Annotated in this window: 13 protein-coding genes; 9 read left to right on the top strand and 4 right to left on the bottom strand. The window is 74.9% G+C overall.

The genetic code is table 11. The features are described from left to right. Nucleotides 1-8: 8 nt before the first annotated feature. Nucleotides 9-398 (bottom strand): STAS domain-containing protein, encoded by a 390-nt coding sequence (locus O7612_RS18045; protein ID WP_282265747.1) that lies wholly within the window; start codon nt 396-398, stop codon nt 9-11. A 212-nt stretch (nt 399-610) separates the two neighbouring features. Between O7612_RS18045 and O7612_RS18040 the strand changes: the two genes are divergently transcribed. The 5 genes from O7612_RS18040 (at nt 611) to O7612_RS18020 (ending at nt 5116) form a co-directional block, all read left to right on the top strand. After that, nucleotides 611-2389 carry a PP2C family protein-serine/threonine phosphatase gene (locus O7612_RS18040; RefSeq protein ID WP_282265746.1) on the top strand — a complete coding sequence of 593 codons (1779 nt, stop codon included), beginning with the start codon at nt 611-613 and terminating at the stop codon, nt 2387-2389. Further along, nucleotides 2386-3447, top strand: a complete 1062-nt coding sequence (locus tag O7612_RS18035) for a cobalamin-dependent protein (RefSeq protein ID WP_282265745.1) — start codon at nt 2386-2388, stop codon at nt 3445-3447. Before O7612_RS18040 ends, O7612_RS18035 begins: the two co-directional genes overlap by 4 nt. Before the next feature lie 86 nt (nt 3448-3533). Beyond that, entirely contained in the window at nt 3534-3881 is a 348-nt protein-coding gene (locus O7612_RS18030; RefSeq protein ID WP_282265744.1) for an STAS domain-containing protein, read from the top strand. Between the two features lie 127 nt (nt 3882-4008). Next, nucleotides 4009-4455 carry a response regulator gene (locus O7612_RS18025; RefSeq protein ID WP_067312804.1) on the top strand — a complete coding sequence of 149 codons (447 nt, stop codon included), beginning with the start codon at nt 4009-4011 and terminating at the stop codon, nt 4453-4455. A gap of 139 nt (nt 4456-4594) precedes the next feature. After that, a complete protein-coding gene (locus tag O7612_RS18020) occupies nt 4595-5116 on the top strand; it encodes an ATPase (protein ID WP_282265743.1) in 522 nt (173 codons plus the stop codon). A 132-nt stretch (nt 5117-5248) separates the two neighbouring features. Here the strand turns inward: O7612_RS18020 and O7612_RS18015 are convergent, their stop codons facing one another. The 3 genes from O7612_RS18015 to O7612_RS18005 all read right to left on the bottom strand — a co-directional run bounded on the left by O7612_RS18015 (nt 5249) and on the right by O7612_RS18005 (nt 7811). Beyond that, nucleotides 5249-6079, bottom strand: coding sequence for a hypothetical protein (locus O7612_RS18015; protein ID WP_282265742.1), 831 nt, complete (start codon nt 6077-6079; stop codon nt 5249-5251). 269 nt (nt 6080-6348) lie between these two features. Further along, nucleotides 6349-6774 (bottom strand): OsmC family protein, encoded by a 426-nt coding sequence (locus O7612_RS18010; RefSeq protein WP_282265741.1) that lies wholly within the window; start codon nt 6772-6774, stop codon nt 6349-6351. A gap of 86 nt (nt 6775-6860) precedes the next feature. After that, entirely contained in the window at nt 6861-7811 is a 951-nt protein-coding gene (locus O7612_RS18005; RefSeq protein WP_282265739.1) for a serine/threonine-protein kinase, read from the bottom strand. A gap of 229 nt (nt 7812-8040) precedes the next feature. Between O7612_RS18005 and O7612_RS18000 the strand changes: the two genes are divergently transcribed. The 4 genes from O7612_RS18000 to O7612_RS17985 are packed head-to-tail and all read left to right on the top strand — an operon-like array spanning nt 8041 to nt 14162. Then, nucleotides 8041-8787 carry a response regulator transcription factor gene (locus O7612_RS18000; protein ID WP_282265738.1) on the top strand — a complete coding sequence of 249 codons (747 nt, stop codon included), beginning with the start codon at nt 8041-8043 and terminating at the stop codon, nt 8785-8787. Next, nucleotides 8765-10399 (top strand): HAMP domain-containing sensor histidine kinase, encoded by a 1635-nt coding sequence (locus O7612_RS17995; protein WP_282265737.1) that lies wholly within the window; start codon nt 8765-8767, stop codon nt 10397-10399. Before O7612_RS18000 ends, O7612_RS17995 begins: the two co-directional genes overlap by 23 nt. Nucleotides 10400-10443: 44 nt before the next feature. Next, complete coding sequence (locus O7612_RS17990) at nt 10444-12936, top strand: glycosyltransferase family 39 protein (protein WP_282265736.1); 2493 nt, start codon at nt 10444-10446, stop codon at nt 12934-12936. Next, the gene (locus tag O7612_RS17985; protein ID WP_282265735.1) at nt 12936-14162 is read left to right on the top strand and encodes a glycosyltransferase; all 1227 of its coding nucleotides are present in this window, start codon (nt 12936-12938) and stop codon (nt 14160-14162) included. Before O7612_RS17990 ends, O7612_RS17985 begins: the two co-directional genes overlap by 1 nt. Nucleotides 14163-14258: the final 96 nt, after the last annotated feature.

Genomic DNA, 14258 nt, shown 5'->3' with positions numbered 1-14258 from the left:
ATCCGCGGTCAGGCGGAGCCGGTCGGGCGCTGCGGGGCCGCGACGCCGGGCCGGGCCGGTGACGGTCGTGCCAGCAGCCCGGAGACGCCGGTCATGTCGAGGATGGTGGTCAGGAACCGGGGGGTGCCCCGCAGCCGGATCAGCGTCCCGGCCGGCTGGCCCTCGCGCCAGGCGTGGACGATGACCGACAGTCCGGTGCTGTCGATGAAGACCAGTCCGGTGAAGTCCAGGACGAGGACCTCCGGCCGGCCGTCCAACGCCCGGTCCACCGCGGTCCGCAGCGGCCCGGCGGTGGTGAAGGTCAGCTCACCGGCGACCGCGATGACCGGCGACCGGGGGTCCGACTGGTCGGTCGAGATGGTCAGCGGGGCAGCCTGGGGATTCCTTCCATGGGTCACCGCAGTACGTCCTTCCCCGGACCCGACTCTCGGGCCGGACTTTGCCGGATCGTAACAATCTCCCCGGGGGTCCGCAGGAGGCGTGATCCGTGGGCGGGACCGCCGTGCGGTGGCGGTACCCGCGTTCCGGCGTAGGCTGGGGGAACGGAATCGGAACACACGTGCTACCTCCGCGGTGGGCGGACGGCGACAAGGGGAGTGGGGCTCAGCTGGTGAATGCTGCCGACGTCAGGGGTTTCGACCCGGGCGACGGACGGATCTCCACGTCGAGCACCGGACGGGCCGCGGCACGGCCCGGCGGCACCGTCGGCGGGCTGCCGCCGTTGTCCCCGGACCGCGCTGAGCCCGGTCCCGCCTGGTCCGAGGTGGTCGAGCACTTCCGTGAGGGCCTGATCGTCTGCGACGCCGACGGCGTGGTCCGACACGTCAGTCCGGTCGCCGAGCGGCTGCTGCCCGAGGTGACCCCCGGCCACCACCTGGCCGCCGCCGGGGTGGCCGTGCTGACCGGGGTCGACGCCGAACCGGGCGATGTCGCCCACCGGGGCCGGCGGCTGCGGATCCGTCGGGTGCCGTTGTCCGGATCCCGTAGCTGCCTCTATGTCGAGGACGTCACCGACAGCGTCTCCCGCGCGGACGCGCTGCTCGCCGAGCGGGCCCGGTCCGCCTTCCTCGCGGTGGTCGGCGAGAAGCTGGGCAACCCGCTGCACCCCGACCGGGCCGCCGCCGCGGTGGTGCGGCTGAGCGTCCCCACCCTGGCGGAGGTGGCGGTGCTGGTGCTGGCCCCCCGGGCCGGGCGGGCCCGGTGGTGGCGGGCGACCCGGGCCGACGACGACTCGCCCAGGGTGGACAGCGGCGTGCTGCCCGCCACCGCGCTGCCCTCGGCGATCACCGAGGGCCTGTCCGGGGTGGAACCGCACGCGGTGGACTGGCTGGTCGAGCAGGCTGCCGACGCCGGCTGGCTGCCGGGGGTGTCGGCCGGGGAGTCGACCGCCTGGGCGGTCCCGCTGCCCGGCCGGGACACCCCGGCCGGGGTGCTGCTGGTGGCCCGACGGAACCGTGGGTACGACGACGCCGACGTGGCCCTCGTCCGGGCCTTCGCGGCGCGGGCCGGTGCCGCCCTCACCACCGCGGTCCTCTACCGCAACCAGACCGAGGTGGCCGACACCCTCCAGGCCAGTCTGGTGCCGGTCGAGCCGGCCGACGCGGACGGCGTGCAGTGGGGGACGGCGTACCGACCGGCCCAGGCGAGCCTGCGGATCGGCGGGGACTTCTACGGCGCGCACCGACTGGCCGACGGCGGTTCGGTGTTCTTCCTCGGCGACGTCTCCGGCAAGGGGGTGGAGGCCGCCGTGTTCACCGGGCAGCTGCGCCAGTGCCTGCAGGCCCTGTACCGCATCGAGTCCCGCCCCGGTCGGCTGTTGCGGCTGCTCAACGACGCTCTGCTGGAGACCACCCAGGCGCATGGACAGGGTCGGTTCGCGACCATCGTGCTCGGGGTGGTGCGTCCGCAGCGCGACGGGGGCCTGTCGCTGACCATGGCCGGCGGTGGGCATCTGCCACCGCTGGTACTGCGCAACTCCGGGGAGGTCGAGCCGGTGCCGCTGAGCGGCATGCTGATCGGCGTGGTCCCCGATCCCCGGATCGGGGAGGTCACGGTGCGACTGGCGGCGGGGGAGACCTGCCTGCTCTACAGCGACGGGGTGACCGAGGCGCGGGGCGGTCGGCGCGGCGACGAGCAGTTCGGACAGGACCGGTTGGTGCGCGCGGTCACCGGCTGTCACCGGATGCCCGCCCCGGCGCTCGCCGAACGGATCGAACAGGTCACCGGCGACTGGCTGGCGCACGGCGACCACGACGACATCGCGGTGCTCGCGTTGCGGGCCACCGGCCCGGCTGGCCGTCCACAGCGGCACCTGCACTCCGTCCCGGCCCTGACCGAGCCGGCCGAGGACGGCGGGGAGCCGGCCACCGACAGGACCGGACCGTCGTGACCGCCCCGGCCGACCCGTCCCACGCGCCGACTGCGGACCCGTCGCACGCCCTGGCCGACTTCCTGGCCCGCCTCGCGGAGGCCGACGAGTTCGGCGCGATCGAGGTGGCGACCGGGCTGCTCGACGCCGGTGTCCCGGCGGAACGGGTGCTGCTCGAGCTGGTGGCCCCGGCGCAGAGCGAGGTGGGGGAGCGGTGGGCCCGCAACGAGTGGAGCGTGGCGCAGGAGCACGCCGCGACCCACATCAGCGAGCGGGTGGTGGCCGCGGTCACCGCGTACGCCGATCCCCGTCCCACCCGGGGGCGGATCGTGGTGGCCTGCATGGACGGCGAGTGGCACGCCCTGCCGCCCCGCCTGGTCGCCGAGGTGCTGCGGTTGCGCGGCTGGCAGGTGACCTTCCTGGGGGCCAGTGTCCCGGCCGCCCACCTGGTGTCCTACCTGCACCGGCACGACGCGTACGCGGTGGCGTTGGCCTGCGCCCTGCCGATGCGCCTGCCGTACGCGCACCGGATGATCGAGGCGTGCCAGCGTTCGGACGTGCCGGTGGTGGTCGGGGGGCGGGGCTTCGGTGTGGACGGTCGGTGGGCCCGCCGGCTCGGGGTCGCCTGGGCGCCGGACGCGCCGGGCGCGGCCGACCTGGTCGCCGACGAGCGGGCGTTGCGTCGGGTGGTCCCGGCGGACCTGTCCCACCTGGCCGACGACGAGTACGCCAGCCTGGTGAAGCGCCGTGGCGAGCTGATCGACTCGGCGCTGGCGGACCTGCGCGCCCGGGTGCCGTCGGTGGTGGACTACACCTCGGCCCAGTGGGACGCCACGATCAGTGACCTCGGGTACGCGGTGGACTTCCTGGCTGCCGCCGTCTACGTCGACGACCCGGTGCTGTTCACCGACTACGTGGACTGGTGGGTGACCCTGCTGACCAGTCGGGGGGTGCCGGCGGCCGCGGTCGCGTCGACGCTGGGCCACCTCCGGCATGCCCTGCGTGACTTCCCCCGGGCGGGGCGGTTCGTGGCGCTCGGTGTGGCGACGGCGGTCGCCTCCGGCACCGTCCCGCGCTGACGCGTCGCCGTAGGCCCCCCGTAGCCCGCCACGTATACTTGCTGCACTGCAAGGGTCTGCCTGTGGTGTGAGCGAGAGGGACGACGTTGACCTTCACCGTCACACACGCCGAGCGGGAGGGGAGCGGTGTGTGCCTGCGGCTCGCCGGCGAGCTGGACCTCGGTGCGGCCGGGACGCTCAACGCCGAGATCGACCGGCTGACCGCCGCCGGTGAGCGCCACCTGCTGCTCGACCTCACCGAGCTGACCTTCTGTGACTCCACCGGCATCGCGGCCTTCGTGCGCGGCGACAACCTGGCCGTCGCCCGGGGCGGCTGGTTGCGGCTGTCCGGGGCGACCGGCCGGGTGGACCGGGTCCTGCGGATCACCGGCCTGGCCGACGTGTTGCGCTACCAGCCGGATACCGTCGACCCGCGATGGTCGTCCGCCCGGTGATGGGTTAAGTTTCCCCGCCAGCGGGTGACGAGCCGCCGCCGTCTCGCGGACGGCCGCGTTCGATCAGCCCGCCAGCGGGGTACCGAGACCGTCGTCCCCCGATCGCCGCAACAGACAGGTTGGACCCATGGACCGAGGCGCCACGAACCCCGTCCGCATCCTGGTGGTCGACGACGACCCGGGTGACGTGCTGATGATCGAGGAAGCCCTGGCGGACTCCGAGATCGCGAAGGTCATCGACGTGGTCGGTGACGGCCAGGAGGCGATGGAGTTCCTGCGGCGGGAGGGCCGGCACGTCGACGCCCGCCGCCCGGACGTCATCCTGCTCGACCTGAACATGCCACGGATGGACGGCCGCCAGGTGCTGGGCGAGGTCAAGCGGGACGAGGACCTGCGCACCATCCCGATCGTCGTGCTGACCACCTCGAACGCGGACACCGACATCGTGGGCAGCTACAGCCTCCAGGCCAACGCCTACGTCACCAAGCCGATCGACCTGGACGACTTCAACGACGTGGTGCGCCGGATCGACGAGTTCTTCGGCCGGGTCGTGGTGCTGCCGAAGCGTTCCTGACCGCGTGGACCGCCCCGGGTCTCGCCCGGGGCGGTCACCCTCAGTTGCCGAGAATTTTTCTCGAACTCCCTCGGTGGGGGCCGGCTGCCGCGAGGATCGAGCGGGGACAGACGTACCAGCTTCCTGGGGGGCGACACGCATGAGGTTCTCCGTCGTTGATTCCGGTTACGACCAGCGGCAGGTCGATTTCTGCCTGGACGAGCTGGCAGTCCGGTTGACCCGGCTCGCCGCGCGGGCGGAGGTGCTCGCCGGCGCGGGGCGGGACCGCGACCAGCTCCGCCAGGAGGCCACCCTGCTCCTGGCCATGGTCGACCGCCGGCGGGCCGACGCGGCGGTGGCCGGCCCGGCGGACGGTCGTGCGGCGGCGGACCTGCTGGCGCGGGCGCGCGGCGAGCTGGAGGCGGCCCGGGAGGAGGCCCGGCACCTCCGTGAACGGGTGTACGCCGAGGCGGTCGAGGCCCGGCGGGAGTTCGAGGCGTCGTTGCGCGCCCGCCGGCACCGGGCGGACCGGACGGACGATCTCCTGAGCGGGCTGACCGTCGAGCCGGTGCCGGTCGACACCCCCACCGCGGCGGCCGGGGGTGTGCCGGCGACCCGGCCGGCCACCGGCACCGACGAGGTGACCGTCGACCGGCCGGAGCCGGGCACCCGGGTGGCCTGAACGCGCCGGGCGTCGTGTCGCCGGAACCGCCCGGTTCCGCCGCCCGTGACGGCCCGGCCACGGCTCGCCGCGTCGCCCGGTCGCTGGTTTCCGGCCGGTCCCGGCCCGGCCGGGTGGGTCGGCCGTGGCGGCTCAGGTCAGCGCGTCGACCACGGTGGTGGCGCGCTCCTCGTGCCGCGCGTACGCGCCCGGGTGGGCGGAGACCTGGACGGCCTGCGCGGCGGCGGTGACGCTGAGTTCCGGCCAGCCGGGGATCCTGACCAGTGCCGAGTAGAAGGCCCGTGCCGCGTAGGCGGGGCGCATCAACTGGGCGACGGTGCCCCAGCCGCTGCTCGGGCGCTGCTGGAACAGGCCGAGCGAGTCGTGGTCCGATCCGCTGCCCTGGTGCGGGTGGTCGTACGACTCGGGCAGCACGTCACTGGCGAGGTTGCGCAGGTTGCTCTCCTGCATGGCGGTCGCGACGGCGACGATCAGGCCGCGGCGGGGCACCCCCAGGTCGACGCCCACGTCGACGATCACCTTGGCGTTGTCCGTCTGGAGCTGGGTGAGCCCGGCGACCGGGCGGGGCCGGACCGGCTTCTTCGGCGTCGGGGCGGCTTTCCGGGCGGCCGGGGTGCGGCTACCGGCCGGGGTCGGGGTGACCGGGACGGCCAGTGGCGAGGCGGTCCGTTCCCGTGAGCGGGAGGCCCGCTGCTCGTCGGCGGCCCGGTCGACCAGCACCTCCTGCACGGGTTGCTCCTGCCGGTCGACGCGCTGGACCCCGGCGAACGCGACCAGCCCCAGGCAGCAGGTGACCCCACCGGCAAGGGCGAGCCGGGCGGGACCGGAGGCTAACGCGCCGCGCCGGGGCGGCTCCGGTGCCCGGTGCCGGCCGACCCGTCGTTCCCCCGGGGTCGTCTCGTGTGGACGACCGGCCGGGTGCTGGCGGGGCGGCTGCGGCGCGGTGGTGTGGTCGGGGTGCACCCGCCGAGGTTAGAGAGGTTTCGCCCCCGGATCACCGTCGGTACCGGTGTCGTGTGCCCCAGTTCACCACCGGTCGGCGGATATCTGGTGCGAAGGCGAACAAAAGACGTAGAGCTCGCAGGGATCTCCGGCCGTGCCGTCGAGGACCGTCCCGGCCGGGCGGCGGGTGCTCAGGCCGGCCGTCCCGGCCGGACGGCGGGTGCTCAGGCCGGCCGTCCCGGCCGGGCGGCGGGTGCTCAGGCCGGCCGTCCCGGCCGGGCGGCGGGTGCTCAGTGCCGGCCGTTCTCGGCCGCGCTCACCGTCAGCCGGTGCCGGCTGTTGTCGTCGCTGGAGAACGGCCACAGCCGGTCGGCATGGGCGACCAGCTCGGCCAGCTGGTCCCGGCTCAACCCCACCGACGAGATGCTGGCGTGCACGTCGGCCCGGTACCGGCCGTCGTCGTCGCGCCCCAGTGTCGCCTCGGCGGTCACCTGCACCGTGTGCGCCTCGTCGGTGATCTCCCCGGCCGCCTCGACCGCCGCGTGGTGCAGGCAGGAGGCGAAGGCGGCGGCGAGCAGTTGCTCCGGGGTCAACCCGCTGCAGTGCGGCGCGAGCGGCGACGCCAACGCGGTGGAGAGCCCGCCGTCGTCGGTGCGTACGTGTCCGCCCGTGGCGGTCGCGCTGGCCTGGTGCAACCAGGAACTCGGATCCGGCATCGCGTTCCTCCCTCGCTCGCCGGCCGGATTCCCGGCCACGAACGGGTGAAACGCCGGGTCGGGCCGGTGCGCGCCGACGCCCCCGGTCAGCCCGGCCCGGTACGGGTCCAGTCGTGCATCGCCACCGCCTCGGTCGCCTCGGCGGCGGCCCGCTCGGTCCACGGCGACACCGGCGCGGCCCGGGGCCGGGGCACCGAGGCCAGCATCGGCACGTAGACCCGGGCGTCCACCACCTCCGCCAGCTCCAGCGCCGCCATCAGGCTGCTGGGCCGCCGGCCGGGGTCGTCGTCGAGGCAGCGCTGGCACAGGTCGGCCACCTCCGCCGGCAGCCCCGCGATCGGCGGCAACGGCTCCGGGGTGATCCGCCAGCGGGCCCCGAGCAACTCGGTGGCGGTGGTCCCCGCCGCGTACGGCAACCGTCCGGTGAGGCAGTAGTAGAGCAGCACCCCCACGGCGTACATGTCGGCGGCGGGGGTGGCCGGCTGCCGGTCGAACTGCTCCGGGGCCAGGTAGGCCGGTGTTCCCACCACCATCCCGTCCGGGCGGTGGTCGGGTGAGCCGGCCGGCGTGGCGATGCCGAAGTCCAGCACCTTCGCCCCCGACGGGGTGAGCATCACGTTGGCCGGTTTGACGTCCCGGTGGACGATGCCGTGCGCGTGTGCCGCGGCGAGCGCGGCGGCCACCTCGGCGCAGACCCGGACGGCGATCCGCCAGTCCAGCGGCCCGGCCCGCAGGTGCGCGGCCAGGGTCTCCCCCTCCACCAGCTCCATCACGATGTACGGCATCTCCCGCCCCGGCAACGTGGTGGAGGTGCCGAAGTCGTGGACGCTGGCGACGTTGGGGTGCACCAGGCGGGCGGCGGACCGGGCCTCGGTCCTGATCCGCTCCACCGAGGTCTCCTCGCCCCGGTGCGCGGGCGACATCAGCTTCACCGCGACCGGCCGGTCCAGGACCACGTCGTGCGCCCGCCACACCTCGGACATGCCACCCAGACCGATGCGCTGTTCGAGCTGGTACCGCCCGGCCAGCGTCCTCATCGACCCGCTCCTGTCCATGCCGATCGCGCCGCCGGGATGGCGATGGCGCTCCCGAGCCGGTACCCGGCGGCTGCGCAGGGCAAACGCACCCGTACCGCCCCGGTTGCCGGATCGGGCACCCCGGCGTCGGCCGGCCCGGTACGGTCGAGCGGGGCTGCCGTCCACGCGCACAGCGGGCGCACAGGACCCGCACAGGGCCGGGCCAGTAACCGGTCCCACGATGGGGGACATGGTGACCGAAGGGCAGACCGCACCGAGCCGGATCGAGCTGCGCCGCCCCGACGGCGAGCCGGTCCGGGTGCTGGTGGTCGACGACGAACCCACCCTGACCGACCTGCTCTCGATGGCGTTGCGCTACGAGGGTTGGCAGGTCCGCAGCGCCGGTAACGGCATGGCGGCGCTGAGCGCGGCCCGGCAGTTCCAGCCCGACGCGGTGGTGCTCGACGTGATGCTGCCCGACCTGGACGGCTTCCAGGTGCTGCGCCGGCTGCGCGAGCAGACCCCGACCGTGCCGGTGCTCTTCCTGACCGCCCGGGACGCGGTCGAGGAACGGATCGCCGGGCTCACCGTCGGCGGCGACGACTACGTCACCAAGCCGTTCAGCCTGGAGGAGGTCATCGCCCGGCTGCGCGCCCTGCTGCGGCGCACCGGCTTCGCGGTGACCGCCCGGGAGGAGGCGGTGCTCACCGTCGGCGACCTCACCCTCGACGAGGACAGCCACGAGGTGCGTCGGGGCGACGACCTGATCACGCTGACCGCCACCGAGTTCGAGCTGCTGCGCTACCTGATGCGCAACCCGCGCCGGGTGCTCAGCAAGGCGCAGATCCTGGACCGGGTGTGGAACTACGACTTCGGCGGGCAGGCCAACGTGGTCGAGTTGTACATCTCCTACCTGCGCAAGAAGATCGACGCGGGCCGGGCGCCGATGATCCACACCCTGCGCGGCGCCGGCTATGTCCTCAAGCCCGCGTCGTGACCGTCCGGGCCGACCGCGCCGGCTGGCCGGCTGGTCGCCGCGCAGGCGGCTGGCCGGCTGGTCGCTGCGCCGTCGGCTGGTGCTCGCGGTGGTCGGGCTCCTCGCCCTGGTCAGCGTGGGCATCGGGGGGCTGACCACGGTCGCGCTGCGGCACTTCCTGATCTACCAGGTCGACAGCCAGCTCGCCGGGGACAACCGCCGCTACGACGGTCGGCTGCCCTGGGAACGGCCCGGTGACCCGCAACGCCCCCTCGACCAGACCACCGGCCGGCAGACCCCGCCCGACCCGCCGCCGACGTTCCCGGTCGGGTCGATCGGGATGCGGGTCACCCCGCAGGGGCAGCCGTCGGCCCGGATCCGGACCGGTTCCGGGGCGACCACCGCGCTCACGGCCGCCGAGGTGACCCCGCTGACCAGGCTGCCCAGCGACCGCGTCCCGCACACCGTCGAGCTGGGCGAGCGGGGGGACTACCGGGCGGTGGCCCGCCAGCTCCCCGACGGCGCGGTCGTGGTCTTCGCCATCCCGCTGAACCTGGTGCAGGAGACGGTGTGGTGGATGGTCGTCGCCCAGGTGGGCGTCGCCACCGCCGGCCTGCTCGTCGCCGGCAGCCTGGGCGCGTTGATCGTCCGGGCCACGCTGCGCCCGTTGCACCGGGTGGCGGCGACCGCCGGGCGGGTCGCCGAGCTGCCGCTGGACCGGGGCGAGGTGGCGCTGTCGGAACGGGTGCCCGCCGCCGACACCGACCCGCGTACCGAGGTGGGGCAGGTGGGCGCGGCGTTGAACCGGATGCTGGGCCACGTCGCCGCCGCCCTCGCCGCCCGGCAGGCCAGCGAGACGCGGGTACGCCAGTTCGTCGCCGACGCCTCGCACGAGCTGCGCACCCCGCTGGCCGCGATCCGGGGCTACGCCGAGGTGGCCCGCCGGGGCCGGGACCGCGTCCCGCCGGACGTGGCCCACGCGTTGCGCCGGGTCGAATCCGCCAGCACCCGGATGACCAGCCTCGTCGACGACCTGCTGCTGCTGGCCCGGTTGGACTCGGGTCGTCCGCTGGCCACCGGCCCGGTCGACCTGACCGTCCTGGTGGTGGACGCGGTCAGCGACGCCCACGTGGCCGGTCCCGACCACCGCTGGCAGCTCGACCTGCCCGACGAGGCGCTGGAGGTGCCGGGCGACGGTGTCCGGCTCCACCAGGTGGTGGCGAACCTGCTGACCAACGCGCGGGTACACACCCCGCCCGGCAGCACCGTCACCACCCGGCTCGCCGCGGTGGCCGGCGCGGTGGAGATCAGTGTCACCGACGACGGCCCGGGGGTGCCGGTGGAGCTGCGCGACGAGGTCTTCGAACGGTTCGCCCGGGGGGACAGCTCCCGCTCCCGGGAGCACGGCAGCACCGGCCTCGGCCTGGCCATCGTGGCCGCCGTGGTGGAGGCCCACCGCGGCACCGTCACCCTGGAGAGCCGGCCGGGCCGTACCGTCTTCACGGTACGGCTGCCGGCGGCCACCGTGCCCGCGCCGCCGGATTCCGACGTGCCCGCGCCGCCGGATTCCACCGTGTCCGGTCCGTCGGGTCGTGGGCTGCCCGCGCCGCCGGATTCCACAGCCCACGCATAGCCGGGTCACGGGGGCGGCCCAACCGGGACGCCCAGGCTGGCCGCATGGACAGAATCCAGAGCCTGCTGAGGGCGCCGGCCAGCCCGCCGGACGCCGCGCCCCCACTGCCGTCGACCTCCTCCGACGCCGGGACCGCGCCGACGGCCCGGCCGGGTGACACCCCACCACGACGTGACCCGCGCTGGGTCAGACCCGCGCTGGCGGTGCTGCTGCTCGGCACCGGCCTGCTCTACCTGTGGGGTCTGGGCGCGTCCGGCTGGGCGAACTCGTTCTACTCGGCGGCCGTGCAGGCCGGCTCGGAGAGCTGGAAGGCGTTCTTCTACGGCTCCTCCGACGCGGCCAACTCGATCACCGTCGACAAGACACCGGCCGCGCTGTGGCTGATGGCCCTGTCGGTACGCATCTTCGGGCTCAACAGCTGGGCCATCCTGGTGCCGCAGGCGCTGCTGGGGGTGGCCTCGGTCGGCGTGCTGTTCGCCACCGTCCGCCGCTGGTACGGCCCGGCCGCCGGCCTGATCGCCGGTACGGTCCTGGCGACCACCCCGGTCGCCGCCCTGATGTTCCGGTTCAACAACCCGGACGCGCTACTGGTCCTGTTGCTGGTGCTCGGCGCGTACGCCACGGTGCGGGCGGTGGAGACGGCCGGCACCCGGTGGATCGTGCTGGTCGGGGTGCTGGTCGGCTTCGGCTTCCTCACCAAGATGCTCCAGGCGTTCCTGGTGGTCCCGGTCTTCGCCGGGGTCTACCTGCTGGCCGCGCCGACCGGCTTCTGGCGGCGGATCCGGCAGCTCCTGCTGGCCGGTCTCGGGCTGGTCGTGGCGGCCGGCTGGTGGGTGGCGACGGTGGAACTGGTCCCGGCCAGCGCCCGGCCCTACATCGGCGGTTCGCAGCACAACAGCATCCTGGAGTTGACCCTCGGCTACAACGGTCTCGGCCGGATCACCGGTGACGAGGAGGGCAGCGTCGGCGGCGGTGCCCGGCCGGGTGGCGGCGGTGGCCCGTTCTCCGGGCAGACCGGTTGGTCGCGGATGTTCGACACCGAGGTCGGCGGCCAGATCTCCTGGCTGCTGCCGGCCGCGCTGATCCTGCTCGTCGCCGGCCTGGTGCTGGCGGGCCGGGCGGCCCGCACCGACCGCCGTCGGGCCGGGCTGCTGCTGTGGGGCGGTTGGCTGCTGGTCACCGGGTTGATCTTCAGCTTCATGTCCGGCATCTTCCACGCGTACTACACGGTGGCCCTGGCTCCGGCGGTCGGCGCGCTGGTCGGCATCGGCACGGTCCTGCTCTGGCGGGAACGCCGGGCCGCCACCCGACCCGCCCTCCCGGTCACCGGCACGGCGGTGCCCGCCGCCCCGGTGACCGCCCCGGGTGTCGACACCGCATCGGCCCCGGGCACGGACGCCCGGGCCGGGTCGGGTGCCGACGACGTGACCGGACCGGGTGCCGACGCCGGCACCGGGTCGGCGACCGGTGATCGGCGGCCCGGCCGGTGGCGGGGGCCGTTCGCCACCGTCACCCTGGCCGCCACCCTCGCGGTGACCGCCTGGTGGTCCTGGCGGTTGCTCGACCGTAGCCCCGACTTCCACCCCTGGCTGGGCACGACGGTGCTGGTCACCGGCCTCGCCGTGGCGGTGCTGATCGTGCTCGCCCGCCGGTTGCCCCGGCGTCTGGTGCCGGTGGTGTTGGTGCTCGGCGCGTCGGCCGCGCTGGCCGGCCCGGCGGCATACGCGGCAGAGACCGCCGCCACCGCGCACACCGGGTCCATCCCGAGCGCCGGCCCGGCCGTGCAGGGCGGCTTCGGCCCGGGTCGCGGCGGACCCGGCGGCCGGATGGACGGGGGCATGGCGTTCCCCGGTGGCGGCGGCCCGGGCGGCGACCGGGACGGCGGCACCGGCCAGTTCCCCGGCTTCCCCGGTGGCACCGCCGAAGGCGGCCCGGGCCAGTTCCCCACCCGCCCCGACGGCACCGGCCAGGACGGCGGCACGGGGCAGAACGGCGGTACCGGCCAGAACGGCGGTACCGGCCAGAACGGCGGTACCGGCCAGAACGGCGGCACGGGTCCTGATGGCGGCACGCTCCCGAACGGCGGCATGGTTCCCGACGGCGGTACCGGCCAGGACGGCGGGCGTACCGGCGGCGGTCAGGGGCGTACCGGCGGTGGGATGGGCGGCCTGCTCGACTCCCGGGAGCCGAGCGCCGCGCTGAAGGCGCTGCTGGCGGCCGACGCCGACGACTACACCTGGGTCGCGGCGACAGTCGGCTCCAACAACGCCTCCGGCTACCAGCTCGCCACCGGCGAACCGGTGATGGCGATCGGTGGCTTCAACGGCAGCGACCCGTCGCCCACCCTGGCCCAGTTCCAGGCGTACGTGGCCGAGAAGAGGATCCACTACTTCGTCGGCGGGGGCGGCTTCCGGGCCAACGGGGGCAGCTCCGCCTCCCAGGAGATCGCCGCCTGGGTCACCGAGACGTTCACCGCTCAGACCGTGGACGGGGTCACCGTCTACGACCTGAGCGGCGCGGGACAGGAGGACCAGTGATGACCCACACCGGTGTTCCCCGGCCCGCCGTCGGCACCCGGACCAGCACCCCCACCGCCGTGCTCGACGTGGTGGTCCCGGTCTACAACGAGGAGGCCGACCTCGGCCCCTGTGTCCGCCGGCTGCACCGGCACCTCAGCACGCACTTCCCCTACCCGTTCCGGATCACCGTGGCGGACAACGCCAGCGTCGACGGCACCCTCGCGGTGGCCGAGGCGCTCGCCGCCGAACTGCCGCACGTCGAGGTGCGGCACCTGGGCGCCAAGGGTCGGGGGCGGGCGCTGCGGGCCGCCTGGTCGGCGTCGGACGCCCCGGTGCTGGCGTACATGGACGTGGACCTGTCCACCGACCTGGCCGCGTTGCTGCCGCTGGTCGCACCGCTGATCTCCGGTCACTCGGACCTGGCCATCGGCACCCGGCTGGCCCGTACCTCCCGGGTGGTCCGGGGCGCGAAGCGGGAGGTGATCTCCCGGGCCTACAACCTGTTGCTGCGGGGCGCCCTCGCGGCCCGGTTCTCCGACGCGCAGTGCGGGTTCAAGGCGATCCGGGCCGACGTGGCCCGGGAGCTGCTGCCGTTGGTGCAGGACACCGGCTGGTTCTTCGACACCGAGCTGCTGGTGCTCGCCCAGCGGGCCGGGCTGCGGATCCACGAGGTGCCGGTGGACTGGGTCGACGACCCGGACAGCCGGGTGGACATCGTGGCCACCGCCCTGGCCGACCTGCGGGGCATCGGCCGGCTGGGACGGGCGTTGCTCACCGGCGCGTTGCCGCTGGCCGCGCTACGTGCCCAGTGGGGCCGGGCACCGCTGGCCGCCGAGCCGGCCCGGGTGCCGGTCGGGCTGGCCGGCCAGTTGGCCCGGTTCGCCCTGGTAGGGGTGGTCAGCACCGTGGCGTACCTGGTGCTGTTCGTGGCGACCCGGGGGGTGCTCGGCGCGCAACCGGCGAACCTGGTGGCGTTGCTGGTGACCGCGGTGGGCAACACCGCGGCGAACCGGCGGCTCACCTTCGGCATCACCGGGCGTCGGGCCGCCGGGCGGCACCACGTCCAGGGGCTGCTCGCCTTCGCCCTCGGCCTGGCGTTGACCAGTGGCGCGCTCGCCGCCCTGCACGCCGTCGGCACCCCGTCGCGGCCGGTGGAGCTGGGGGTGCTGGTGGTGGCGAACCTGGCCGCCACGGCGCTGCGGTTCCTGCTGCTGCGCCTGGCGATGCACCACCGTCGGAGCTGACCGGTCGGGCGGTGGCGCGTGGTGGCCGCCGTGCCCCGCCCGGCCGGGCACCCGGCACCGGTCCGGGCGGCGCGGCGGACCGGGGCGCGGCGGACC

Source organism: Micromonospora sp. WMMD987 (assembly GCF_029581435.1).
Taxonomy (GTDB): Bacteria; Actinomycetota; Actinomycetes; order Mycobacteriales; family Micromonosporaceae; genus Micromonospora; species Micromonospora rifamycinica.
Note: the sequence above shows the minus strand (reverse complement) of the source record. Positions and strands in the feature narration are given on the sequence as shown.

What these genes read in the sequence shown, in the direction of transcription:
- O7612_RS18025 (WP_067312804.1), top strand. Translation starts at nt 4,009, where the DNA reads ATGGACCGAGGCGCCACGAACCCCGTCCGCATCCTGGTGGTCGACGAC.
- O7612_RS18020 (WP_282265743.1), top strand. Translation starts at nt 4,595, where the DNA reads ATGAGGTTCTCCGTCGTTGATTCCGGTTACGACCAGCGGCAGGTCGAT.
- O7612_RS18010 (WP_282265741.1), bottom strand. Translation starts at nt 6,774, where the DNA reads ATGCCGGATCCGAGTTCCTGGTTGCACCAGGCCAGCGCGACCGCCACG.
- O7612_RS18005 (WP_282265739.1), bottom strand. Translation starts at nt 7,811, where the DNA reads ATGAGGACGCTGGCCGGGCGGTACCAGCTCGAACAGCGCATCGGTCTG.
- O7612_RS18000 (WP_282265738.1), top strand. Translation starts at nt 8,041, where the DNA reads ATGGTGACCGAAGGGCAGACCGCACCGAGCCGGATCGAGCTGCGCCGC.
- O7612_RS17995 (WP_282265737.1), top strand. Translation starts at nt 8,765, where the DNA reads ATGTCCTCAAGCCCGCGTCGTGACCGTCCGGGCCGACCGCGCCGGCTG.
- O7612_RS17990 (WP_282265736.1), top strand. Translation starts at nt 10,444, where the DNA reads ATGGACAGAATCCAGAGCCTGCTGAGGGCGCCGGCCAGCCCGCCGGAC.
- O7612_RS17985 (WP_282265735.1), top strand. Translation starts at nt 12,936, where the DNA reads ATGACCCACACCGGTGTTCCCCGGCCCGCCGTCGGCACCCGGACCAGC.